22 protein-coding genes are annotated in these 22,865 nt (G+C 58.3%); 9 read left to right on the top strand and 13 right to left on the bottom strand.

Translation table 11 applies throughout. From position 1 onward, the window contains the following. The first annotated feature begins 11 nt into the window (after positions 1-11). Positions 12-1,271 carry a DUF58 domain-containing protein gene (locus ACRRQW_RS19400; RefSeq protein WP_438483278.1) on the top strand — a complete coding sequence of 420 codons (1,260 nt, stop codon included), beginning with the start codon at positions 12-14 and terminating at the stop codon, positions 1,269-1,271. Beyond that, positions 1,240-3,465, top strand: a complete 2,226-nt coding sequence (locus tag ACRRQW_RS19395; RefSeq protein ID WP_438483277.1) for a transglutaminaseTgpA domain-containing protein — start codon at positions 1,240-1,242, stop codon at positions 3,463-3,465. Before ACRRQW_RS19400 ends, ACRRQW_RS19395 begins: the two co-directional genes overlap by 32 nt. Before the next feature lie 6 nt (positions 3,466-3,471). Here the strand turns inward: ACRRQW_RS19395 and ACRRQW_RS19390 are convergent, their stop codons facing one another. The 5 genes from ACRRQW_RS19390 to ACRRQW_RS19370 all read right to left on the bottom strand — a co-directional run bounded on the left by ACRRQW_RS19390 (position 3,472) and on the right by ACRRQW_RS19370 (position 8,139). After that, complete coding sequence (locus ACRRQW_RS19390) at positions 3,472-5,394, bottom strand: peptidoglycan D,D-transpeptidase FtsI family protein (protein ID WP_438483276.1); 1,923 nt, start codon at positions 5,392-5,394, stop codon at positions 3,472-3,474. A gap of 30 nt (positions 5,395-5,424) precedes the next feature. Then, complete coding sequence (locus ACRRQW_RS19385; RefSeq protein ID WP_438483275.1) at positions 5,425-5,982, bottom strand: hypothetical protein; 558 nt, start codon at positions 5,980-5,982, stop codon at positions 5,425-5,427. Continuing rightward, complete coding sequence (mreC, locus tag ACRRQW_RS19380; protein WP_438483274.1) at positions 5,982-6,818, bottom strand: rod shape-determining protein MreC; 837 nt, start codon at positions 6,816-6,818, stop codon at positions 5,982-5,984. The genes ACRRQW_RS19385 and mreC overlap by 1 nt, the downstream gene beginning before the upstream one ends. Before the next feature lie 24 nt (positions 6,819-6,842). Then, positions 6,843-6,971, bottom strand: coding sequence for a hypothetical protein (locus ACRRQW_RS19375; RefSeq protein ID WP_438483273.1), 129 nt, complete (start codon positions 6,969-6,971; stop codon positions 6,843-6,845). A 142-nt stretch (positions 6,972-7,113) separates the two neighbouring features. Next, positions 7,114-8,139 carry a rod shape-determining protein gene (locus ACRRQW_RS19370; RefSeq protein WP_438483272.1) on the bottom strand — a complete coding sequence of 342 codons (1,026 nt, stop codon included), beginning with the start codon at positions 8,137-8,139 and terminating at the stop codon, positions 7,114-7,116. A 169-nt stretch (positions 8,140-8,308) separates the two neighbouring features. Here ACRRQW_RS19370 and ACRRQW_RS19365 point away from each other — a divergent pair, with 169 nt between their 5' ends. Both ACRRQW_RS19365 and ACRRQW_RS19360 read left to right on the top strand, forming a co-directional pair. Beyond that, complete coding sequence (locus ACRRQW_RS19365; RefSeq protein ID WP_438483271.1) at positions 8,309-8,812, top strand: GAF domain-containing protein; 504 nt, start codon at positions 8,309-8,311, stop codon at positions 8,810-8,812. Positions 8,813-8,945: 133 nt separating this feature from the next. Then, positions 8,946-11,231, top strand: coding sequence for a cation:proton antiporter domain-containing protein (locus tag ACRRQW_RS19360; protein WP_438483270.1), 2,286 nt, complete (start codon positions 8,946-8,948; stop codon positions 11,229-11,231). A 53-nt stretch (positions 11,232-11,284) separates the two neighbouring features. Here ACRRQW_RS19360 and tatA read toward each other — a convergent pair whose 3' ends face one another. The 3 genes from tatA to dnaG are packed head-to-tail and all read right to left on the bottom strand — an operon-like array spanning position 11,285 to position 15,464. Next, the gene (gene tatA / locus ACRRQW_RS19355; protein ID WP_438483269.1) at positions 11,285-11,509 is read right to left on the bottom strand and encodes a twin-arginine translocase TatA/TatE family subunit; all 225 of its coding nucleotides are present in this window, start codon (positions 11,507-11,509) and stop codon (positions 11,285-11,287) included. Between the two features lie 51 nt (positions 11,510-11,560). Further along, positions 11,561-13,522, bottom strand: coding sequence for an RNA polymerase sigma factor RpoD (rpoD, locus tag ACRRQW_RS19350; RefSeq protein ID WP_438483268.1), 1,962 nt, complete (start codon positions 13,520-13,522; stop codon positions 11,561-11,563). Between the two features lie 58 nt (positions 13,523-13,580). Continuing rightward, entirely contained in the window at positions 13,581-15,464 is a 1,884-nt protein-coding gene (dnaG, locus tag ACRRQW_RS19345; RefSeq protein WP_438483267.1) for a DNA primase, read from the bottom strand. Between the two features lie 122 nt (positions 15,465-15,586). Between dnaG and ACRRQW_RS19340 the strand changes: the two genes are divergently transcribed. Further along, positions 15,587-16,642 (top strand): DUF362 domain-containing protein, encoded by a 1,056-nt coding sequence (locus tag ACRRQW_RS19340; RefSeq protein WP_438483266.1) that lies wholly within the window; start codon positions 15,587-15,589, stop codon positions 16,640-16,642. A gap of 63 nt (positions 16,643-16,705) precedes the next feature. Here the strand turns inward: ACRRQW_RS19340 and ACRRQW_RS19335 are convergent, their stop codons facing one another. After that, positions 16,706-17,689: a PH domain-containing protein gene (locus tag ACRRQW_RS19335; protein ID WP_438483265.1), complete on the bottom strand. Its 984-nt coding sequence runs from the start codon at positions 17,687-17,689 to the stop codon at positions 16,706-16,708. An 11-nt stretch (positions 17,690-17,700) separates the two neighbouring features. Continuing rightward, positions 17,701-18,246 (bottom strand): PH domain-containing protein, encoded by a 546-nt coding sequence (locus ACRRQW_RS19330; protein ID WP_438483264.1) that lies wholly within the window; start codon positions 18,244-18,246, stop codon positions 17,701-17,703. A 144-nt stretch (positions 18,247-18,390) separates the two neighbouring features. On the opposite strand from ACRRQW_RS19330, the gene ACRRQW_RS19325 reads away from it, so the two are divergent. The 4 genes from ACRRQW_RS19325 (at position 18,391) to rpmG (ending at position 21,003) form a co-directional block, all read left to right on the top strand. Continuing rightward, positions 18,391-18,753, top strand: coding sequence for a helix-turn-helix domain-containing protein (locus ACRRQW_RS19325; RefSeq protein WP_438483263.1), 363 nt, complete (start codon positions 18,391-18,393; stop codon positions 18,751-18,753). Between the two features lie 171 nt (positions 18,754-18,924). After that, positions 18,925-19,299 (top strand): NADH-quinone oxidoreductase subunit A, encoded by a 375-nt coding sequence (locus ACRRQW_RS19320; protein ID WP_438483262.1) that lies wholly within the window; start codon positions 18,925-18,927, stop codon positions 19,297-19,299. 19 nt (positions 19,300-19,318) lie between these two features. Beyond that, positions 19,319-20,671, top strand: a complete 1,353-nt coding sequence (locus tag ACRRQW_RS19315) for a PTS sugar transporter subunit IIA (protein ID WP_438483261.1) — start codon at positions 19,319-19,321, stop codon at positions 20,669-20,671. A 167-nt stretch (positions 20,672-20,838) separates the two neighbouring features. After that, positions 20,839-21,003 carry a 50S ribosomal protein L33 gene (gene rpmG, locus ACRRQW_RS19310; RefSeq protein WP_091054709.1) on the top strand — a complete coding sequence of 55 codons (165 nt, stop codon included), beginning with the start codon at positions 20,839-20,841 and terminating at the stop codon, positions 21,001-21,003. Between the two features lie 65 nt (positions 21,004-21,068). On the opposite strand, the gene ACRRQW_RS19305 is transcribed toward rpmG, so the two are convergent. From ACRRQW_RS19305 to ACRRQW_RS19295, 3 genes are all read right to left on the bottom strand, one after another. Then, positions 21,069-21,317 (bottom strand): hypothetical protein, encoded by a 249-nt coding sequence (locus tag ACRRQW_RS19305; RefSeq protein ID WP_438483260.1) that lies wholly within the window; start codon positions 21,315-21,317, stop codon positions 21,069-21,071. A 9-nt stretch (positions 21,318-21,326) separates the two neighbouring features. Beyond that, positions 21,327-21,599 (bottom strand): hypothetical protein, encoded by a 273-nt coding sequence (locus tag ACRRQW_RS19300; RefSeq protein ID WP_438483259.1) that lies wholly within the window; start codon positions 21,597-21,599, stop codon positions 21,327-21,329. A 124-nt stretch (positions 21,600-21,723) separates the two neighbouring features. Next, positions 21,724-22,785 (bottom strand): P-loop NTPase, encoded by a 1,062-nt coding sequence (locus tag ACRRQW_RS19295; protein WP_438483258.1) that lies wholly within the window; start codon positions 22,783-22,785, stop codon positions 21,724-21,726. Positions 22,786-22,865: the final 80 nt, after the last annotated feature.

Genomic DNA, 22,865 nt, shown 5'->3' with positions numbered 1-22,865 from the left:
AACTCTGAACTTTGAGCACCCAAACCACGGCTTTACCTTCGACGTTGGATGTTGAGCGCTCGGCGTTCGATGTTGCTGGCAGTGGTGACTGGCACGGGCCCGGCGCGAAGGAGCGGCGGCGAGGGTTTCGCTGGAAAAATTTGGTGTGGGCGCTGGTGTTTCCGGTGCGACGCCACCGGATCTCGGCAACGGTGCCAGGCATTTTTTTAATGGTGGTCGCGATGGGCATCGGCACGGCGGCGTATAATACCTCGAGTAATATTTTGTTCATTACGCTGTCGCTCCTGCTCGCATGCCTGCTGCTCAGCGGACTGCTCTCGTGGTTTAATTTTAAGGGCGTGTGCTGGCGGTTGCGTCCGCAAGGGCCGTGGCGCGCGGGGCACGATACGCTTGTCGTGGTGGAGATTTTGAATCGGAAGAAATGGCTGCCGACTTACGGGCTGTGGTTTGATCTCGCGACGCAGCCGTGTCTGCCTGCGATTGATGTTAAACCGACGAAAGAACTCAAAATGCGCGAGATTCTGGCGGCGGCCGAGAAGCTCGTGACGCCTGGGCGCGTCTTTTATCGCGAACGCATCGAGCCCGGGGCCGAGGTCGCGGTCGACTGGGGCGTGAAACCCGACCGGCGCGGCGAAGCGTTGGTCGAACTTTCCGCGGTGGGTTCGCTTTTTCCCTTTGGATTTTTGAAAAAGAATATCGGCGTGGCGCTGAAACGTCCGGTGCTCGTGTGGCCGGCGCAGGTGGAGTATCAATGGACGGGCGCGGTGGCGAATTTCGCCGGCAGCGCGGGCCGAAAGACATCGCGCGCGGGTATCGGCGAGGACTTGCTGGCACTACGCAAATACGAGCGCGGCGATTCGCACCGGTTGATTCACTGGAAGGCGAGCGCGCGGCTCGGCAAGCTGATGGTGCGGCAATTCGCGGCGGACAGCCAGGATGGCTACGCGCTGCGATTCGATACGCCGGCGGAGGTATGGACGCATTCGGAGCAGTTCGAGTTGTTGTGCGCGTTTGCCGGGACGTTGGTGGAGGATTTGTTCGCTGCCGGGCGTTTGCGCGCGATCAGCGTGAACGGCGGGCCGCTGGTGGAGGTGCGCCGCGTGCGGGATGTGGAAGCGTTTCTGGATACGCTGGCGTTAATCAAGCCGACGACGTTTGAAAGCCGTGGGGCTGACGGTCCGACGGCGACGAAAAATCTAATCACATTTGCGCCCAACGGGGCGCGGGGAGTTGCCGCTTATGTCGATGGCCAGCAAACCGCGTCAGCTTAATCTCGACGAACTGCGTCGCCTGAAATGGCTGCTCGGCGGCGCCATGTCACTGGTGGCGGTATGGACGGTGTTCTTTCTCGATATCGAAGCGCTCACATTGGTGGGAATCGTGACGTTAGCCGTGGGCGCAACGTTGATCTGGCCGCAACTGCCGTCGCGCGTGCCCGCGCTGGTGTGGAGATTAGGTGTGCCCGCAATCATCGCGGTGGCAGTGGTGGATTACGCCATCAGCCCAGACACGATGCCGGTGCTCATTCGGCTGGCGGTGTTGCTGGTGTTGTATCGCGCGGCGAGTTACCGGCGTAAACGCGAAGACTTGCAGCTGATCGTGCTCGGCTTGTTTTTGATTGTGGTGGCCGGTGTGCTGACGGTGTCGCTGGGCTTCGCGTTTTTGCTGCTGCTGTTCACGGCGTGTGCGCTGGGATTTCTGTTTGTCGTCACGTTGATCGATATGTCGGAGCAGACGGCGACGGCGCTGACTTACGCGGAGATGAGCCAGTCGCCCGCGTGGGCGAAAGGCCGGTGGCGGCCGTTTTTTGGACGGATGCGCGCGGTGACCGACTGGCGATTGCTGGGATTTGCGAGCGGGTTGTTTGCGCTGGTCGTGGGATTTTCGGCGCTGTTGTTCGTGATCATCCCGCGCTTCGAAATCGCGGGCGGATACTTTCTTGATAAATATCTCACCCGACAGAACCGCACGGGTTTTACCGACACGATCAAGCTGGGTTCAGTTTCCGAACTCGTGCAGGACAGCGGCGTGGCGATGCGCGTCGACTTGAGTGACGCGGCGAGTTTGCGAGAAGTGCCTTATTTGCGAATCGCGGTGTTGGACGAATATACGAAGGACGGATTCAGGATGTCGGCGCAACTGAAGGGGCAACTGATGCGCGGGCAGCGTCCGCTGCAAGTCGTGCGCGGGCGCGCTCGGCGCACGAGCGATGTCGTCGGTGGCACGTGGACATTTTATTACGAAGCAGGCGTCAGCCGTTTTTTTCCGCTGCCGGGTTCGTTTGGCACCTTGCGGCTGCGCGAGACCACGCCCCTTCAGTCGTTGCCGTCGCAGCAACTCGTGGCGTTGCGCGCGGATCCGATGACGATGACGGCGTTCCAACTCGACGGAGTCGTGATGGGCGACACGTTGCGCGATGCCGAGTTTTCGGGACTGTTGCAGGAATGGGCGCGGGCGGACCGGCCAACTGGCCGAGCGCAAAGTTACGATGCGCGCGTCGTGCTGAAAACACCCGAGGGCGCGGTCAACGAAGCCACGGTGAAAAAGATGCTCGCGGAAATCACGCAGGGCAAACGCACGACCGCGCGGGAGTTCGCGACTTTGGCGACCGCGTGGCTGCGAGCGAGGCACGCGTATGCGCGTTCGTCGAATATTCCGAGCGGCGACGGCGACGCGATTGTGAAGTGGCTCGATTCGAATGAGGTCGGTTTTTGCGAATACTTCGCGTCGGGGCTGGCGGTTTTAAGTCGCGCGGCGGGACATCCGGCCCGCGTCATTGCCGGGTTTCACGGCGGAACGTTAAACGCGTTCGAGAATTATTACATGGTGCGAAACTCGGATGCCCACGCGTGGACGGAGATTTTTGACGGAGAAGGATCATGGCTGCGGATCGATGCCACGCCCGGTGCGGCGAACACCATCGAAGCCGCCACCGCGCAGGCGGCGGAGCGGGCGAACGACAGCAGCTGGTCGGCGCGGCTCGATAGTTTGCGCGTGCTGTGGTATCGGCGGATCGTGAATTTCGATTCGCGTGCGCAGGTGCAGATGCTCCAACAAGTGAAGGCGCTGACCACCGATGCGGGCGCGGCGCTACGCGAGAAATTCGGCGCGATTTCCAAGCAGTTGAAAACCTGGATCGGTAAACCCTGGGACGGGAAACGCGTCGCGCGGGCCGCGGTATTTGTGCTTGGCGTCGGAGCAGTGGCGTGGGGCTTGTGGCGGGCGTTCGGCTGGTTTTGGAGTCGCGCCCGCGGTTGGGGTCGGGCGGAGAAATTTGACCCGGTGCGACGGGATGCGGGTCGCTGGCTGACCACGATGCGCGAGCGCGGAGTGAGCGCGGAGCAATCGACGGAGTCGGCGCGCACGCTCGAGCAGTTGCGGCGGTTGCGTTACGGGCGACGCGAAACGTGGCCGGAGCCGCGCGTCGTGTTCAAGCAGGCGAAGCGGACGCGCAAGCCGCGCTGAAGTCGCTTATTCGATGCGGAGATTCACGGGTGCCGCGCTGGGAAGGGTTGGCGGTCGGTCGCGTTTGTCTTTCCACGCTTGGAGGATGGCTTTCACGACCGGACCGGCGTAGGTGCCGCCGCCAAAACTTTGATCTTCTTTGCCTTCAAGCACGACCGCGACAGCGATCTGCGGGTTTTCCGCCGGCGCGAAAGCGACGAGCCACGCTAGTTCGATTGGATGTTTTTGAGCCGTGCCTGACTTTGCGGCGCCGCTAAGTCCGTCGACTCTTGCGAGCTTTCCAGTGCCGATCTGGTAGCACTGTTTCATGCCCTCAAGGATCAGGTTGTAGTCGGAAGGAGACAGGCCAAGAGGCGCGGAATGAAATGCAGGGCGCTTCGGATCGTGGAGGAGCGTGGGTTTCGTCTCGGTCTCACCCCGCGCAAGTGATGCGATCATACAGGCAGCCTGCAAAGGGGTGATAAGCGTGTCACCTTGCCCGATAGCAGTGTTGGCGGTGTCGCCCATTCGCCAAATGCCGTCCTGCAAGTTGGCGCTTTTCCACCCAATCTTGCGCCATTCCGGATCGGCGACTCGTGGTGTTTTGAATTCCGAGGGCAGCTCAATGCCAGTTGGGTGATTGTAGCCAAAGCGTCGAGCTTCAGAGGCAATCAGCTCTGGACCAATTTCGAGGCCGTATTTGTAGAAAAAAATATTACAGGAATCGCGGATTGCGCCTACGATGTCGCGTTCACCATGACCGCTGCGAACATGGCACACGAAGCGTTGACGCCCCACCATGTAATAACCGGGGCATAGCACCCTGTCAGAAGGAAGAACTGCCCCAGCACGCAGGCTGGCGATCGCGGTGATAAGTTTAAACGTCGATCCAGGTGGATACTGTCCTTGAATGGTTCGGTTGAGCCACAATCCAGAACTCTCTACGTCAACGCCGGGCTCCAGATTGGGTTTAAGTGTTACCGTGTCGTAGTCGGGCTTCGAGGCGAGCACGAGCACCTCGCCCGTGCGCACATCAATCGCGACGGCGGCGCCGGTGCGGCCTGCCATGGCGGTTTCTGCGGCGAGCTGTAATTCCATATCCAGGCTCGTGTGCAGATCCTGGCCCTGTTGCGGCTTACGCGTCTCCAGCGGAGTGTCGATTTTGTAGCCGGCGGGATCGACGAGGTAAATCGCGGCGCCGGTCGTGCCTTGGAGTTGTTCGTCGAAGATTTTTTCGAGACCGGCGCGACCAACCGTGCCTTTCATTTTGAATTGCAGCAGGTCGTCGCCGGGAAAATCGAGGACCTCGGGGTCGGTGTTGACGCCGATGTAGCCGAGGGTGTGCGCGGCGGCGGAACCGAAATTATAATTACGTTTGCTCGACGTGCTGACTTGCACCGGCGCGTTGACCGGCAGGCGTTCGAGCAGGCGGGCGTATTCCTCGGGCGCGAGATCGTCGAGCAGCACGTAGGGCAGCAGCAGGGTTTGCTCGATGTGGCGGCTGAGTTCGGTGCCGTTCACTTTTTCCTTACGCTTCAGAATCGTGTTAACTTGATCCAGGTAGCGTTGCGCCACGGTCGTGCGGGCAATTTGCGAGAGTTGGGCGACGTTGGGCCGTTCCTTGACGTCGAGGGAACTGAAGTTGCGCTTGATCTTATTGTATTCGGAGCGGAATTCGCCGCGCAAGGTTGCGAGGTCGAGCACCACGGAGAAACGCGCGCGATTGCCCACGATGATTTCGCCGTCGCGATCGTAGATATTTCCGCGCGGCGCGGGCGTGATGACGCGACGTTGGTTTTGTTTGCGCTCACGCTCGCTGTAAATCGCGGTCGTGAAGAGTTGCCGGAACGCCATCCCGCCGATGAGCACGGAGATGAGGGCGAGCACGATTCCGTGGAATACCAGCAGGCGCGGGTTGCGATTGCTGTAGGTTTCGATGGATTTGCTCACGGCGTTAAAAGAGTCAGGCGCGCCAAAAAATCAAAGCAGCACGCGGCGGCCGGTTTCCGGATGAATTTTCAAAAGCCCCATGATTTTTTCCTGAAGCGCGAGAAACCAAGGTGCGACGGCGAGAATGCAAATTTGCGAGGCCAGCAGATCGACAAAGATGCGCAGCCATGCTTCCGCCGGGTGCGGATTGGCGCCGACCAACAGAAAGGACAGTGCGATAAACAAAAAGAGGTTGGCGAACTGCGCCAGCACGATGCCAAACACGCCGCCTTCCCGCGGGAAACGGCGACGCCCGTAAACCAGCGTGGCGTGCACGAGGCCGAGGAGCACCACGTGAGTTCCGTAGGGAACGGGCTCCATCGCGTCGTAGGCGAGTCCGGTCAAAATCATCGCAATGGCCCCGTGTTTTGGATCAAGCCGCATGGCCGAATATACGACGGCCAATCCGCAGATATAGAGGTGCAGCGAAGCGTGGGTAAGTCCGAAGAGTGAAAAGTGGGCGAGATGATTGTTCGCGATACCCACCAGCCAGAAGAGCAGCAGGTTGGAAAGAAAGACGACCAGCCAGCGCGGATCAAAACGGCGCATCAGAAATCCTCGGAGTTCAGCGGAACGAGAATGGTGACCTCGCTCAACGTGCTGAGGCGTTCGTCGAAGCGCACATTGCCCGTTTGGAAAAGCCCATCGGGGCTGCTCTCGAGTTTGATGACGTCGCCGAGGTAAAGTCCGGCGGGAAACACGCCACCCAAACCGGAAGTTACGAGGCGTTTGGGCGCATTGGCGGATACGAGAATTTCGTTGGGCACAAATTCCACGCTGCCACGCGGCGGTTGGAAGGAATCGTTGATGCCGCCTTGGAAACTAATCGGGCGGTTGTCGCCCGCGATAGTGGCGGCAATGCGGAAGGTCGGGCTGGTGAGCATATCGACGACGCACGTGTAGCTGTAAACTTCCGTGACGCGCCCGACGACGCCGCCTGAAAATACGACCGGTGCGCCGACCGTGATGCCGAAGTTTTTACCTTTGCGGAGAATCATCCGCTGCCACCAGCCGCTGAAATCGCGCTTGGCCACGCGCGCCGGCTCGAAGCGATAAGCCGGCATGGGCGGCAGGTTCAGCAAGTTTTCGAGGCGCATGATCTCGGCCTCGAGGTGACGATTTTGCTGCACCGCAAAATCGTATTGCGCGATCAACCCGGCGGTTTCGCGGCCGGCTTTAAGGAGTTCGTCTTTTGAATGCAGGCGGTTCGACCAGAACGTTTGCAGGTCTTCCGCGTAAGAATCTGCCAGCGCGAGCGGCGCTTGAATTTCGAAAAACGTAGTGCGCGAAAACGTCTTTAAAACCAACGGGACGAACAGCCACACGAACAGCACCACGCCAAGCGTGAAGAAGGGGCGAATCTGATCGAAACGTTTCGGGAGCACGGCGCGGGTTGCGGGTAATCCGACTTAAGCGCCGCTCACGTGTTTCGAGAAGGCGGATTCGTTTTGTTGCCAGATTGCGCCCGCGATAAAATACGTCGTGACGCCGAGCAAGACCGTCATGAAAACAATGCCTTTCCAGTTAAAGTCGGTCACATTACTCAGCGAGAGCAACGATTGGAGAATCGCGTGAATTCCACCTGCAATTAAACTGGAGCGAACGCGAAACGCCTTTTGACCGGCAACTCTTCGCTTAGACCACGTGTCCAGTTTTTGCGGTGACATTCTCATGTCCGGCTTAGAAATCCGCCGCGGTGCGGTAGAGTTCGTCGATGTTGTTCAGGAACACGCCGGTGCCGTTGGCGACGGCCGACAGAGGGTCGTCGGCCACCGTGACGGGCAGGCCGGTTTTCTCGGAAAGGAGTTTGTCGATGCCGCGGATGAGCGAGCCACCGCCGGCCATCACGAAACCACGGTCGACGAGATCGGCGGAAAGTTCCGGCGGGCAGCGTTCGAGGGCGGCGCGGACGGCTTCAACGATCGAGGCGATGGTGTCGGCGAGGGCTTCGCGAATTTCCTGCGAGGTGATGTGAATCGTTTTCGGCAAACCGGCGACGGAGTCGCGGCCTTTGACTTCCATGCCGAGTTCGGTATCGAGCGGGTAGGCGGAGCCGATGGTGACTTTGATTTCTTCCGCGGTGCGCTCGCCGATCAGCAGATTGTAGGCGCGCTTCATGTAGTTGATGATCGCGAGATCGATCTCATCACCGGCGACGCGGATGGATTTGGAAAACACGATACCGTGGAGCGAGATGATGGCGATCTCCGTGGTGCCGCCGCCGATGTCGACGATCATGTTCGCAGCAGGTTCATCGACGGGCAGACCGACGCCGAGCGCAGCGGCCATGGGTTCGAGAATGGTGATGACTTCGCGGGCGCCGGCGTGCGTGGCGGATTCTTTAACGGCGCGTTTTTCAACTTCCGTGATGCCGCTCGGGATGGCGACGACGACGCGCGGCGAGACGATCTTGGAGTTGTTGTGCACTTTCTTGATGAAGTAGCGCAGCATGGCCTCCGTGATGTCGAAATCGGCGATGACGCCGTCTTTCATCGGGCGGATGGCGGTGATGTTGCCGGGCGTGCGGCCGAGCATCTTTTTCGCCTCGTCACCGACGGCCAGCACCTTGCGGGAGGCCGTATGCACGGCGACGACGCTGGGCTCGCGGAGCACGATGCCCTTGTCCTTGACGTAAACAAGGGTGTTGGCGGTGCCCAAATCGATGCCGATGTCGTTGGAGAAAAGTCCCAGCAGTTGGTTAAACATTGTGGCGGTGGCGGGTTGACGAATAGAAGCGGGCGGCGACGGAAATTGTCAAAAGCAAACTCGTGGGCGGAAAGAGTTTAACGCGGACGAGCGCCTGGGATTTTTCGATGAAAACAAGCTGGCGAATCCACGGCAGGCAGATTCATGTGAACGTCACTTCATCGAATCCATGTTTGTCGTCAAAACCACGGACGGAATTTCCAAAACCGAGCGCTACCGCGAATTGAACGCCCAACTGGCGGCGTTGTTGGACGGTGAGCGCGATGGGCTGGCGAACGCCGCGAACATGGCGGCGCTGTTGTGGCAGGGGCTCAGCGGGCTGAACTGGGCGGGTTTCTATTTTCTGCGCGGTAACGAACTCGTGCTGGGGCCATTCCAAGGGAAAGTGGCCTGCGTGCGCATTAAAGTGGGCAAGGGCGTGTGCGGGACCGCCGTGCAACGGCGCGAAACAGTCGTCGTGCCGGATGTGGAGGCGTTTCCCGGGCACATCGCGTGCGACCATGCGTCGCGTTCGGAAATCGTGCTGCCGTTAATCGATGCGGCCGGGAATTTGATTGGCGTGCTGGATTTGGATAGCCCAGAACTGGCGCGTTTTGATGCGGAGGATGCAGCCGGGCTCGCGGAGAGCGTGAAGATTTTTCTCAGAGCGTCGGATGTGACGCGGTTGGCGTGAAAATGGAGCGAGCGAGTCGGCAACGCTACGTTGCGAGCAAGCTCGCAACCTACAACGACCCATTCAAGTTCGGCTGCCAAAACCTGCGGGCTTGACGGTCGTGGTGATTGTGCCGTGTTAGGCCCTGACGCGCATGCACGGCATTGATTTCATCCAAGATCTGGCGGTGGTTTTAATTGTGGCGGGGCTGGTCGGCTGGCTTTGCCATCGGATCGGGCTTTCGGTGATCGTGGGGTTTCTCGGCGCGGGCATGTTGATCGGTCCGTTCACGCCGCCATTTTCGCTGGTGACCGACGTCGAGCGCATTGAAACGCTTTCGCAACTCGGGCTGGTGTTTTTGATGTTTGGCATCGGGCTGCGGCTGAGTTTTCGCCGGCTGCGGCGCATGGGGCTGCCGCTGGTGTTTGCGGTGACGATCAACACGCTGCTGATTTATTATCTCACGCGGATTTTCGGCGCGGCGATGCACTGGAATGCGGCGGAGACGTTGTTTCTCGCGGCGATGTTAATGGTCTCGTCGTCGGCGATTATTGGAAAAATTCTCGTCGAGGTCGGCGTGACGCACGATGCGACGGCGCAATCGGCGATGAGTTTGAGCGTGGTCGAGGACGTCGTGGCGGTGGTGATGCTCACGATTCTCAGCTCGTTCGCAAAATTTGATGGAGGCGGTAGTGGTGGAACGAAAATCGGCGAGACGATTGGCGTGATGGGCGCGTTTGTGGTGCTCGCGGGCGTGTTGAGTTTGCTCACCGTGCCGTGGCTGCTGCGGCGGCTTTCGGTGGCGGTGAGCGAGGAACTCCAAACACTTTGCATGGCCGGCTTGTTGCTGGGCCTCGCGGTGATCGCGGCGCGCGCGGGCTATTCGCTGGCGCTCGGGGCGTTTCTGCTCGGCTGCGTGGTGGCGGAAACGGCGCAGCGCACGCAGGTCGAACGCACGTTCGAGGGACTGCACGATGTGTTCAGCGCGGTATTCTTCGTGGCGATCGGCATGCAGATTGATATCCGGATGCTCGGCAGCACGGCAGGTCTGATTGTGGTGGTGGCGGTGTTTTCGCTGCTGATGCGTCCGCTCGTGTGCACGGTGGGATTCTTTTTGTCGGGCACGCCAGTGCGCGACGCGTTGCGCATCGGTTTGATTGCGACGCCGATCGGGGAATTTTCCCTGATCATCGCGCAACTCGGCGTAAGCCTCGCGGTGGTGCCGGCGAAATTTTATCCACTGGCGGTGGGCGTGGCTTTGTTGACGTCGTTAGTCGCTCCTTTGCTCACGCGGCACTCGGAAAAAATCGCCGACGCGCTGCTCGCGCGGCAGCCGCAGTGGTTGCAAAGCGTGCAGAGCGGCTACCGGAACTGGTTGCAACGGCTCCAACAGCGCGGCCGGAAAAATGTGCTCTGGCAGCTGAGCCGCAAGCGCCTGATCCAGATTGGCGTCGAGGTGTTGTTAGTGTCGGGCTTGCTGCTGTTCTCGAACCAGCTTTTCGTCCTGGTCGAAGAATACCTTCCAAGTGGCAGCAATTTTCCTCGCGCTGCCGAGATCGTGTTTTGGGGAACGCTCGGACTCGTGACGCTCGTGCCATTGCTGGCAATTTGGCGCAATGTTTCCGCGCTCGCGATGATCATCGCGGACTCCACGACGCAGGGGCATCCGCGCGCGGCGATTTTTAGAAAAGTGGTCGAGACCGGGCTCAAGGTGGCGGCGGGGGTGGCGATTTTTCTGTGGGTGAGTGCGCTCGTGCCATTCGAAGGCATGGGGCGCTGGGTGCCTTTGATTGCGCTGCTCGTCGCGGGAATCGTCGTGACGCTGCTGCGCACCAAATTTGTTTACTGGCACAGCATGATGGAGGTGGAGTTGCAGGAGCGGCTGAACCAGAACGAACAAAAGGCACCCGCCGCCAAGGCCCCGTGGCTGGCTCCGCATGGCGATTGGGAAATGGCCCTGACGGAATGCGTGCTGCCGGATCTGGCGGATGTGCGGGGACGCACGCTCGATGAACTCGGCTTGCGCACCAAGTTCGGCGTGGTCGTGGCGGGAGTCGACCGGCAGGGGGTGATGCTCGGGAATCCAGCGCCATCGACGGCGCTTTATCCCGGCGATCGCGTATTATTACTGGGTGAGCCGAAGCAAATCGCGGCGGCCAAGACGTTCCTGCGCGCAGTGTCAGGCGTGCAATCGGTATCAGATTTCGAAGACGTGCGCATGGACTCGGTGCAGATACCGGAGGAAAGCGCGTTTGCGGGAAAAACTTTGGCCGAGCTCGCCTTGGGCAAGATCTACGGGTTGCAAGTCGCGGGAATCAACCGCGCTGGCGTGCGCCTGCTCAATCCCAGCGGGACGGATTCTTTTTCGGCCGGAGATGATGTGCTCGTGCTGGGCAGCAGCGACCAAATCGAACTCTTCAAAAACGATCTGCGGAAATAAAAAAGCGCGCCGTTTGGGGCGCGCTTTGAAAAAGCAGTGGGATTAAATCCGGCTTAGTTATTGCCGGACTTCGAACTGGCGTCGGACTTCTTGGAGTCTTTCTCCTCTGGATCGTCTTTGGCCGCGTTCTTAAATTCCTTGATGGATTGGCCGAGGCCTTTCGCAAGGGAAGGAAGTTTTGAACCGCCAAAAAGAAGCAGGATAATGATCAAAACGATGATCAATTCCGTCGGACCGATGCCGGCGATGGCCAGAAAGGTTGGGGCGAGTGAGGACATGGTGATTAATTTGTTTTAACGAAACGGTGAGTAAAGGGCTAAAGCAGAGGCTTAGTCCTGCGGGAAAAGCGCTTTCACCAGCGGGCCGCCCTGTTTGATGAACTGCGGGGGGATTGCCGGCGGCTTCTTGAGGAGGTTTTGCGGGTTGTCGATTTGCTCGGCGTCGAAGAAGCCGTGCAACTGACGAATACGCGTCGGGTGACGCATTTTGCGAAGCGCTTTCGCCTCGATCTGGCGGATGCGTTCGCGGGTGACTTTGAATTGTTTACCCACTTCTTCGAGCGTGCGGCTATAGCCATCGACGAGGCCGAAGCGCAGCGTGAGCACGCGGCGTTCGCGTTCGGTGAGCGAATCGAGGACGTCCATGATCTTTTCGCGGAGGAGCGAGAAGGCGGTCATGTCGTAAGGATTGTCCGCGGACTTGTCTTCGATGAAATCGCCGAAGCTCGTGTCGTCGCCGTCGCCGACCGGGGATTGGAGCGAGATGGGCTGCTGCGCCATCTTCATGATTTGCTGCACGCGCTCGACCGGGAGATTCATTTCTTCCGCGACTTCTTCCGGGGTAGGCTCGTGGCCGAATTCCTGGAGGAGTTGCTTCTGAACCTGCATCACCTTGTTCAGCGTCTCGATCATGTGGACCGGGATGCGGATGGTGCGGGCCTGATCGGCGATGGAGCGAGTGATGGCCTGACGGATCCACCACGTGGCGTAGGTCGAGAATTTGTAACCGCGGCGGTATTCGAATTTTTCGACGGCCTTCATGAGGCCCATGTTGCCCTCTTGGATGAGATCGAGGAAAGAGAGGCCGCGATTCGTGTATTTTTTCGCGATGGAGATCACGAGGCGCAAATTGGCCTCGACCATCTCAGTCTTGGCTTGGTGCGCGTCACGAATGAAACCGCGGGCAACCTTCAACGTTTCCATCAGGCCTTCCGGCGTGATGCGGAGTTCGTGTTCGAGTTGCTTGAGGCGCGCGTTGACTGCGCGGACGTCAATCGTGGTGTCTTTTTTCGATTTCGGATGTTTCGCGCGATGGAGATCGCTGAAACATTTTTCGACGTCGCTGATCTTCGGGCGCAGTTCGATGAGGAAATCCTCGAAGACCTTCAGCTTGAAATAATATTTAACGTAGGTCGCACGGAGAACGTTATCGCGCTTCTTGAAGCGGATCATCGCGTTCTTTTTCAGTTTCTCGTCCTTGGATTTTTGCGCATCGTCCCACGCTTCAGTGGCGGCGACGTCGTTGTCGCGCGTGGTTTTGACGAGACCTTCGAGGCCCTTGAAGTAGGCGTCGCGGCTTTCGATTTTCTTGTCGATGACCAGACGGTCGAAGCGCTCCGTGCGGAGGATAAGTTTTTCGCCGAGGTCTGAAAGGTGTTTGCCGACCGGCCCGAGAGCGAAAAGGGCGGCGAGCGCATTGATTTCGGCGGTCTCGATGCGTTTGGAAATTTCGACTTCCTGTTCGCGCGTCAGCAGCGGGACCTGGCCCATCTGCTTGAGATACATACGCACCGGATCGTCGAGGATGTCGTTATTCGACGTGCGGGATTCTTCTTCTTCCGCTTCTTCCTGGCGGGCTTTGTAGCCCTCGACTTCTTGCGGATCGAGGATGTCGATTTCGAGATTCTGGAGGACGGAGATAACGTTCTCGATGTCCTCGGGATTGTCGACGGACTCGGGAAGCGCCTCGTTGATGTCCGCGTAAGTGAGGTAACCTTGCTCTTTCGAGAGACGGATCAGGTAACGAATCTTGTCGTTGAGATCGCCGGAGAGATTTTCGAGAGCCTTTTCCTTGAACTCCTTGGTCGCATCCACGGCGGCGGCGAGGGCGGTGTTTTTGCCGGACTCGACCTGTTTGCCGTTACCATTCGCCGCTGCTGCGACGGGTTTCGCCGGAGCCGCGTGTTTGGCGGGAGCGGCGTGCTTGTCGTGAGCTTTTTCCTTGGCCTCAGCGGCGTGCGCTTTGGCATGGGCTTTATCATTGGCGGTCTTGGCGTTCTTGGAATGCGGCATAGCGTAAATAGTTACTCAGCGGGCAGCTTAACGTTGGTCGGCGGCGTTTACAGGTGCTTCAGAAATCGAGCGAAAGCTTGAGGGGATTGAGGAGCTGTCGAGTGATTTCTGCGCGCTGTTTTAGGAGAGAAAGTAAGTCAGAGTCACCATTCGACCCTTTCGAGGCTATTTCAAGTTCTATTTGCCTCTGGCGCGGCTCGAGGAAACGGCGCTGTAACGCGCGCATTCCTTCGTTCGCGATCTTCGCCAAACCATCGTCGTCGACGACCTCGAATAACAATGACGCGATTAAAGTCTTTTCTTCCTCTGTTTCAATTAGTTGCTCCAAGCTTTCACGGCCCAGCCAATCGCCATGGCTGACCTCGGCGAGCACACGATCCAATAAGCGTCCAGAGATATGCGAGGAATCGATCCACTCGTGCGGGAGTTGCGTCGCAAGTGCGCGCAAGAGCCGTTCGTGGTGCAAGCACAGGAAGAGCAGGTGAGTTTCCGTGGCTTTGCCGCGCGAGTCGTTGGGATTGGCGGCGGCGCGTGCGGGCGCGCCGGCGGGCTTGGCGTTGTTCGCGGGCGCGAAGCGCGAGTTGGCGTTTTTCGCGAGGTAGCTTTGCAAATCGCGCTCGAGTGAACCGGGAGGCACGCGCAACAAACCGGCTATTTCGCCGAGAAACGACATGCGCGCGACATTGGAATCGGTCTGCGCGATGATCTCGAATAGCGCCGTGGCGGCGCGCGATTTTTGTTCGGCGGAAGCGCCGGAGATATTCGGCAGGAGCGAGCGACACGCGAAGTCCATCGCTGAAAGAGAACTTTTCCGAACCTCTTCGTAGGCCGCCAGGCCGCGTTCGAGAAACAGTAAATCGGGATCGAGTTTCTCTGCGCCTGCGAGCATCAGGAAACGCACTTCGAGTCCGGCCTTCAGAGCCATCGGCAGAAAGCGCAGGGCGGCTTTTTGACCGGCGCTGTCGCTGTCGAAAAAGCATTCCACAGTCGGATGATAACGCCGCAGCAACGCGAGTTGCCCCTCGGTAATGGACGTGCCTTGCGGCGCGATCGCGGTCTTCAGGCCGACGCTCCAGCAGCGCAATGAATCAAGTTGTCCTTCGACGAGCACGAACGGTTTTCCATCGGCCACGTGACTGCGGGCGCGATCGAGATTAAACAGCAAATTGCTCTTCGTGAAAATCGGCGTCTCGGGCGAGTTGACGTATTTGGCCTCGTGCGAGGCGTCGTCTTTCGGCGTGAGTTCGAGCTGGCGCGCGGTGAAGGCGACGACGCGGCCTTGATGGTCGCGAATCGGAATCATCAACCGGCCGCGGAAACGCGGGCGCATCGTGTGATGCGTGAGCACGGCGCCGTCGCGCGTGAAAAACAAACCGCATTGGCGCAGTGCGTCTTCGGAGAATTTGCGTTTTAACAATGCCGCCGCGAGTCCGCTATCTTCGGTGGGCGCGAAGCCGATTTTAAATTCGTCACCGATTTCCGCCGTGAATTTGCGGTTATTTTCCCAGTAATTCCGGATGAACTCGCCGTGCGGTGTCTGTGCGAGAAAAGCCTGCCGATAATATTCCGTCGCGAGGTCGTGGATGTCGAAAATTTCCTGCCGCAACGAGCGCGTCTCTTTCGTCGGGCCGCCGGAGCCTTCCTCGTATTCGAGCGTGATATTGAAGCGTTGGGCGAGCGCTTCGACTGCTTCGGTGAACTGCAATCCTTCCGTCTCCATCACGAAATTCAGGATGTCGCCGGCTTTGCCGCAACCGAAGCATTTGTAGAAACCTTTGTCGGCGGAAACGTTGAACGAGGGCGTTTTTTCCGAGTGAAAAGGGCAGAGGCCTTTGAAGCGTCCGCCCCCGGCTGGTTTCAAGGCCACCACGCGTGCGACGACGTCGTGGATGTTTACGCGAGTTTTGAGATCGCGAAGGCTGGTGGTTTTGATGACTGGCACGGTGGACGAGGCGGCGGAATGTGAACCGCGCAAGGAAATGCGGGAAGATTAAACTTTTAACCGCCGTTGGGGTCTGTCAAGTTGCGCGCCCGTCTGACTCGGCGCTTCGCGCGCTCATCCACATGCGTTCACTCCTGCAGAAAACGGTTCTCATTTTAACTTTCGCCAGCGCGATCGCGTCGGCGTTTCCCGCTGAAAAAGCGGCGCCCGTCGCGCCGATTTGGGAACACAAACTCGCTGACTTCAGCGACGCGGATTACCGCTACGCCGTGGAGCAGCTGCTTCAGGATTTCGAGCGCCAGAGCGGTAAGAAACTGGAGCCCGGCCCAAAAAAGAAGGTCGGCCTGAAAATCTACGCTGACTCCGGCCCGGGCCTCGCGACGCCCTTTGGGCTTGTGCGCGGTGTGATCGTCGCGCTCGAGAAACGCGGGTTCACGAAAGAAAATATCTTCCTCGTCGGTTTGAATCCGCTGCGCCTGCGCCTCACGGGGTATTTGCCGTCATTTTCAACAGGCGTGCTGCCATTCCCGGGCCACCAGATGTTTGTGTTGGAATCGGGTAAATATTACGACCCGACCTGGTTCTACGACAGCCCGTTGCCAGCGCGTTTTGATCCGGTGACCAATGAGCGCGCCGTCGAGCAAGCGGCGGGAGGAAAATCCACCACGACGACCGAGGAGGATCGCAAGAGTTTCCTCGCGACGCCCTTGTTTCTCGAAGCCGATTTCTGGATTAATCTTCCTGTTTATACCGATCATCCCGTGCTGGGCGTGAACGGTTCACTGGTGAATGCGACGTTGTGGAACGCTTCGAATACATTCCGCTTTTTCAGGAGCCCGGCCACGGCGCCGGCAGCGGTGGCGGAGATGTCGGCGATTCCCGAATTGCGTGAGACGTGGGCGATCACGCTGACGAGCTTGCAGCTCTATCAATTCATCGGCGGCCCGTATTTCAACTCGCTCTACACGGTGTCCGAGCCGCGTTTGCTGATGAGTGCGGATCCGGTGTTGTTGGATTCGGTCATGCTGGAACGGCTTAATGCGGCGCGCAAAAAGAATGGGTTTGAACCGATCAGCGAAGAAGACGCGCGTATGCTCGATTTTGCCGCGCAACTGGGCGTGGGCTCCACCGATACCAAGCATGCCGCCTGGCAAAAACTCGGCGAAGCGCCGCGGTGATTGGTCGGTGCTTTTTCGCGGCGCGAGCGTCGCGAAAATTGCAGGCACGCTATCCCGCGAGGTTTAACTGAGCGCGATTCTGAGCGCCTTGGCTTCGGCGGCCAGTTCCTGGGCCGCTGCAATCGCTTCTGATGATGCCCCAACGTTCGTTGTCGCGGCGGTTGTTGTCGCGTGCTGGTTGGAAAGCCAGTCGGACGCGTGGACAGTGCGAACTTCATCCGGATCGCCCAGCCCGGTTTCACGAAACCGTTTCAACCGAGCGAGAATCAGGTCGCGAATTTCATCGGCATGTTCGACGCCGTGAAAGAGACCGGTGTGCATGCCATCGGCCGTTTCTCCATGATGCGTGTCAGCGCCGCCACCGGCGGATTGGACCCGCACATCGGCCAGTTTAAGTAATCGTTGGAGGGGGCCTTGCGTGACGACGACCTGCTGGAGATTGGCAAAACTCATGGTGAGTTCCTGCACGCTCCAGACTCCGGTGCGGATGCGCAGCGAGCGGTCGGTGACGACATACCAGCGCATCTCGTAATCCAGTCGGATGACCGAGTAGGTGAGCGGGATTTGCGCGAGGTAGATCAGGAAGCCGACGATTTTAAGTGCCCACAAGAGCGGCCAGGCTTTGGGTGGGATTCTCATAGCTAGCTCAACAAACACGTTGACGATCCCTTTATAACCCTGGCCGCGCGCGCGTTTTTTCTTCACCGGCTTGGCGCTGGATTCGGCGGGACTTGGTTCGGTGAGGGTGCTCGATTGCCCCGCAGCGGGCCCTGGGTTCGCAGGCGCAGCGGCCGTTGCGTTGGCGCGTTCCGCGCGCGCCACGCGCTCGGCTTTTACGCGATCCTCGACGTGCAGAAACAGAAACGCCCAGAAAAGAACACCGGCGAGCGCGACGAGCTGACCGACGCCCCAACCGAGGAGCTTGAGTTTGAAAAAGTTTTTGCCCGCGCGAAATACGCGCAAGGATTCCGGTGCGCCGAACGGTGCGTGCGGTTCCGGCGGGACTTTGAGCCAGCGTAAAAGCAGCGAGCTTGAATGAGTATACATGCGTCGTCGCGTTAAGATTGTTTTTTGTCCAACGCTACGCGAAGGGCGCGCAACTCGCTGGTGGCTTCGCGCAATGCAGCCGTCAGCGCGTCGTGGTCATTGGTCAATGCGGCGCTCGGTGGCACAATTGCGGACGTGATGATTGGATGCGGATGATGATCTTTCACGCCGCGCATCCGTGCATAGAGGAAATCGCGCAGCTCTTCGAATTCTTTGATGCCTTCGATGGTCATCTCGGCGGAGCTGTTGCCTGAGGCGGTTTGCACGAGGATGCGCGCGAGGCCGAGCCAGCGTTCGACAAAATTTGACCGCAGGTGGATGTCTTGAATGCGCGCATAATTCACGATGATCTCGCGGCGAAATAAGATCCCCCAGCTCATGGATATGCCATCGTCGGTGAATTTATACCGCATCGTGTGATAGCGGAAATACATCGGTAATATCACGAACGGAAATGCGGGCGGAATCGCTATAGCGCCCAGTAAATAATATTTCCACAGGGCTTTGTCAGGGCGTGTGATTGCTTGGATGCGTGCGTCGCGAGAGGAGTCGTGCATGGAAGTTTTTTGGTGTCGTTGCGAGAAGCGGCTCGGCCAAGTTAGCTGACGTGGCGGTGATAGTTCTGATTATTCACAAGACAAGCTATCGATACAGGGTATATACGGATTGCGTTTTGGAGGGAGTTTTCTCTATTGTGAGCTATGGGCAAAAATAAATTCCTCGAACTCGAAACATTGAAAAAGCAGGTGGCTTCCTTGGAGAAGCAACTTATTAAACGTCAGCGCAAGCTGCTAGCGCTGCCGGGTAAGTTTGGTTTCAAGACGGTCGGTGATTTTGTGAACGCAATTCAGTCCGCAGGTAAAGCCGCGGGCGGGGCTTTCCAGAAGGCCCAAGCGAGCAGCGGTAAGCGCACGCGCGCTAAAATCACGCCAGAGATCAAGGCGCAGGTGAAATCCCTCGTGCATGATGGAAAAACGGGTGCTGAAATCGCGAGCAAGCTGGGCATTTCTGTTCCGAGCGTGGCAAACATCAAAAAGGAACTTGGCTTGGTAAAGAAGCGCTAAGCGCGCTTCATTGGATCAAACCTAAGTCAACAGCCGCGGTTAAAAGCCGCGGCTTTTTTGTGCCTGGAGCCATTCTCCTCTAATCTGCTCCGTAAGCACCCGTGCTCGAATCGCTTGTTTCTGAAAATTTCCACTTGAAGCGGAGCGGGGCTTCCGCGCATGGTGACAGCGATGAGTTCTGCTGCCTATCTTCCTATTCTCGTCCAAGTTGTGCTCGCTGGCGTGATCACCATCACGGTGATTTTGCTCAGCCAATTTTTTGGCCAGCGCTTTCGCAAGAATGCGATCAAGGATACGCCATACGAGTGCGGCGTGCCGGTCGAAGGCACCACGCATACACGTTTTTCGGTTAAATTTTATGTGACGGCGATGTTGTTCATCCTGTTTGATATCGAAGTCGTGTTTTTGATTCCTTGGACGTTTGTTTACCGCGATTTCCTCGCGAACAACATCGCGATTCTTTCCCCGATTTTATTTTTCCTAGGCGTGCTCGTGCTCGGTTTAATTTACGAAGTGAAAAAGGGCGCGCTCGAGTGGGAAAAATGAGCGTCCCCCACGCTAACGCATGCGGCTAGACAAATATATTTCCCGCAACCGGGTGGTGGATCTGAGCAGCGCCGACATGGACGGCGCGATGGAGGAATTGCTTAATCAAACGGTGGAACGGTTTCCGGATTTGAATCGTGATTCGCTGTTGAAAGGCCTGATGCGCCGCGAAGACACGATGACGACTTATCTCGGGGGCGGTGTGGCTCTGCCGCACGTGCGCACAAAGATGAGCCGGCGTTATATTCTCTCGGTGGGGCGCAGCCATTACGGCGTTCGTTACGATGGTGCGATGGAGAACGAGCCCGTGCGTCTTGTGTTGATGCTCATCGCGGACGAGAAAACCCGCGATTACCTTCAAGTGCTCGCTGCGCTGGCGCGTTTGCTGAAGGAGCAGGATTTCGTCAACAGCCTCGTTGATGCACCGGATCTCGACACCCTTTATGAGCGTCTTTTCGCAGGCTTCGGTGGCATTGCGATCAAGGCGGTGCCAGCGGCGCAGAGTAAGGTTAACAAAGTTATTTTGCGTGAAGCGGAAGTGATTGCGCGCGGCAGCGGGTGCACGGGCTTGATGGTTTTCGGCGATACTTTTTCGGGCGGTTTTGAATCACCGAAATGGAAGACGTCGTTGAAAACGATTCTGGTGACGCGCAGTCTCACTGATGCGGATGATCATCCCGCGCGTTTCGATGAAACGATCCAGGTGCGTTCGTTCTCCAACCAGCGTTTGGCGCAATTACGCAGTGCGGTGCTCATCGGGCTGACGCGTGGATTGATTGTATTTACTGACCGCATTTGCTGCGTGGGCGGCCTCGCGGGCAGCAACCAGTTCGACACCGTCGTGGTGGTCGATGTGGAAAACGAATTTCAGACGCTCCTCACTGGGCACGCGGATTTGTTGCCTGCGGATGTGAAACCGGAAGTGCTTGAGCGTGTAATGGCGGTGGCGATGGAACTCGCGGTGGAAGGCCGCGAGGGCCGGCCCGTCGGTTGTTTGTTTGTGATCGGCGACAGCGAAAACGTAAAAAACGTCATCAAGCCGCTCGTGCTTAATCCATTTTACGGCTACAAGGAGGAAGATCGAAACATTCTCAATCCCTTCATGGACGAGACGATTAAGGAGTTTTCGTCGATTGATGGCGCATTCGTTCTGCGGGGCGATGGCGTGGTGGAGTCAGCGGGCTCGCTGATTCAGGCGGCGGACTATAATCACTCATTGCCGAGCGGTCTGGGTTCACGCCACGCGGCGGCGGCGGCGATTTCGGTGGCTGTAGATTGCATCGCGATCGTGGTTTCTTCGAGCACCGGGCAAGTGACTCTTTTTCGCCGCGGAGTGATGATGTCACTGACGGAGAAGAAGGTAAGCTCTTAAAGACGAGTGCCTTGCTCGTCGCTTGGAGCGACCCAAAGTGGGAGGTTATCCCGAGGAACGTTCTCTTCGCTTCGGTATTCCAGCTTACTTTTGCACTGCGAAAACTTTTAGGTTGCACGCGGGATGCGCGCGGCTTTGCTCTCGGCCTTTACAACCCATTTAAAGCCATGCAAGAAACCGTCACATTGGAATGCACCGAAGCCCGCAAAGAGGGTAAACCCGCCTCGCGTTACCTCACGAAGCGTAACAAGAAGACCGTCACCGAGCGCATCGAGAAGAAGAAGTATAATCCCTTCCTCAAGCGCCACACGCTGCACAAAGAGATCAAGTAAGCGCGTCTCGGGTTAATCCCCGTTTCACTTTGAGGCCGGTTCCTTACGGAGCCGGCCTTTTTCTTTTAGTTCCAGCCGATGCTCAGGTTGCCCCAATCGAGCGCCACGATTAGGCCCAGCAGGATAAACGGGTAAAACAGGGCGATGTAGCCGAGCCACACGCACAGCCGCGACAACACCGGCACGAGCAAAATGCAGCCGAGAAAAGCGAGGAACCAGACGTTACCCAAAAAGCTGCCATTCGGAAACCACCGCGAAGCGATACTCAACACCGCCAGCAAAACAAAGGGTGCGGCGAGACCGACGCGTTTCATGCGCGCGACTTACTTCTTTTCCAACGAAACGGGACCTGCGGGAGCGGTCGCGGCGGCGGAAATTTGCGCCCGCCGGGCCGCGCGCCAGCTGTCGCGATGCTTCCGAATCCAGTCGAGGAGGGCGCGTTCGAAGCCGATGTCGTAGCCGAGACGCTCGGACTCAATCCACTTATGCTTCAAGATCTCCTCACGCTCAGCGAGAAACTCTTGGTAAAGGCTGGATTGCTTAACAAATTCGCGATTTCCGCTGGTTTCGATCGGGCTGTTGGTGGTGCCGGTCATGGATAGGTCTTACGGGCGGCAGGAAAAAAAGTGCCAAACGCGAGTGGTCAGCTGAGTTTGGCCTGCTTCAATGTCATCTGCGGCCAAAGTAGAGAACTCCGCGAGCATCTGTCAACCCGCGTGCTCAGACCTTCAGCTTTTTCAGGAGGGTCTCTGCGATATCGCGAAAAACGTGCGCGGGTCTGCTCTCGGGCGAGTTAACCACAACGGGTAACCCGCAGTCACCGCCGGCGCGGATTTCTTGGAAAAGCGGCACTTGGCCCAACAATTCCGTCGCCAGGGCTTCCGCCGTGTGCGCGCCGCCGCCCTCGCCGAATAAATACTGCTTCTTGCCATTGGCGTCTTCGAACCAACTCATGTTCTCGGCCACGCCCAGAATTGGCACATTGACCTTTTGAAACATGATGCCGCCTTTGCGGGCGATGTTGGTCGCCGCGGCTTGTGGCGTGGTTACGATGACGGCGCCGTCGAGCGGCAGCGTTTGCACGAGTGACAATTGTGCGTCGCCAGTGCCCGGCGGTAAATCCACGAGTAACACATCCAGTTCGCCCCATTTCACGTTTTGGACGAATTGCTGGATCGTTTTCATGATCATCGGGCCGCGCCACACGACTGGAGTGTTGTCGTCCACCAGAAAGCCCATCGACATCACCTTCACGCCGTGGCGTTCGAGTGGAATTAGCGATTCGCCCTCGACGTTCGGGCGACCGGAAACGCCGAGCATCAACGGCACCGACGGCCCGTAAATATCGCAATCCATCAGTCCCACGCGCCCGGGCGTCCCGCGTTTCTCCAACAACTGCGCGAGCGCGCACGCGAGGTTTACGGCGAAGGTCGATTTGCCCACGCCGCCTTTTCCGGACGCGATCGCGACGGAGTGCTTGATGCCGGGGGGCGTCGAGCCGCTGGCGAGGTTACCTTGGCCGGCTTTTGGCGCGGCTTTTGCGGCGGAGACGGCGAGTTCGATGATGACGTCCTTCACGCCGGGCTGAGCGCGCAGGCAGTTTTCAATTTCCTGCTTCAACATCACCGGCACTTTCGGATCGGAGGTCGTGATCGCGACGGAAACTTTGGCTGTGCCTTCTGCAAATGTTGCCGAGCGCACCAGCCCAAACGACACGATATCGCGGCTGAAGCCGGGATACTTCACTTGTTTGAGAGCTTCTTTGAGGGAGTCGGAGGTCACGAAAAAACGGTGCGAAAATTGCTTGGAAAACGGTGCGCTTTTGACCTTGTGAGGAGGTTGCCGGGAGTAAAACAAAAACC

Origin of the sequence: Oleiharenicola lentus, assembly GCF_051660365.1 — a bacterium.
In the GTDB taxonomy this organism is placed as follows: Bacteria; Verrucomicrobiota; Verrucomicrobiia; order Opitutales; family Opitutaceae; genus Lacunisphaera; species Lacunisphaera lenta_A.
Note: the sequence above shows the minus strand (reverse complement) of the source record. Positions and strands in the feature narration are given on the sequence as shown.